This is a genomic window from Mesorhizobium sp. M0598, assembly GCF_040320865.1.
GTDB lineage: Bacteria > Pseudomonadota > Alphaproteobacteria > Rhizobiales > Rhizobiaceae > Mesorhizobium.
The window spans coordinates 1-1182 of sequence record NZ_JAMYQL010000104.1; the positions used below are offsets into that span (position 1 = coordinate 1).

At 56.4% G+C, this 1182-nt stretch carries 1 protein-coding gene; it reads right to left on the reverse strand.

Annotated elements, in window-relative coordinates; all coding sequences use genetic code 11:
- Window positions 1–1178, reverse strand: a 1178-nt coding sequence (locus NKI59_RS34910) for a M24 family metallopeptidase (RefSeq protein ID WP_352709063.1), incomplete at its 3' end; no start/stop codon positions are given.
- Between the last annotated feature and the right edge of the window lie 4 nt (window positions 1179–1182).

Below are 1182 nucleotides of genomic sequence, written 5' to 3' on the forward strand. Positions count from 1 at the left end.
TCGATCACAATCAGCTGCCGTGGCGACTGTGCCAGGCACTCGGCCTGCTTGTCGGTGATAAGGATGCTTTCAGTGATTTCGATGCCCCAGTCGCCAAACCACAGGCCTGACATAAAGTGGAACGTCATCCCTGGCCGCAATTCAGTGCGGTCTCCTGTGCGGAAGCTTGCGGAATGCTCACCCCAATCCGGCGGATAGGCGAGACCGATCGAATAGCCGCAACGGCTTGGCTTTTTCAGCCCGTGACGCTCAATGGCGGTGTAGTAGGCTTGCGCGACGTCTTCGCAAGAATTCCCCGGCACCGCTTTCTCCAAGCCAGCCGCCATTCCCTCGAGCACGGCCTTTTCTGCGTCGACGAACTTTTGATCCGGCTTACCTAGATAAAATGTCCTGGAGAGCGGGCAGTGATAGCGTTTGTGGACGCCGGCAAGTTCAAAAAAGATGCTTTCCCCAGAGCGAAGCTCACGATCCGACCAAGTTAAATGAGGCGCGGAGGCGTCGATGCCCGCGCCGATCATGGGAACGGCTGCGGGATAATCTCCCCAGATGCTGCCATCGCCGCGGATGGCGGTGTGGTAAATTTCCGCCACAATGTCCGATTGCTTGACGCCGGGTTTCAGCACTTCGGCCACGCGCTGATGCATGGCCGTCGCGATTTTGCCCGCGCCCCGCATGTACTCGATCTCGCGGGGCGACTTGATGATTCGCTGCCATTTCACAAGCCTTGTCGTGTCTTTGAAGCGTGCATTCGGCAGCGTGGAGGACAGTGCTTCAAAAGCTGCGTGCGTAAAGTAGTAATTATCCTTTTCGATCCCGATCGAACCCGTCGACCAGCCGAGGTCTGTAACCAATTGGCCAAGGGCAGTCATCGGATGATATTGGGAGGATTGTACGTAATGATCGGCATACGATCTTATTCGGCTCTCATCCATGTAGATGGTACGACGGGCGCCGTTGCCGTCCATCTCCCGCCCGAACCAGACGGGATCTTCGTCCTGACGGACAAGCACACACTGGTGCACATAGAACGACCAGCCGTCGTAACCGGTCAGCCACGCCATATTTGCGGGATCTGTGACGATTAGAAGATCGATGCCTTCCCGCTCCATTGCTTTGCGGGTGCCCTCGAGCCGAGCTTTATACTCGGAAATTTCAAAGCGTAGTTTCGGCGCAGTCATTGTT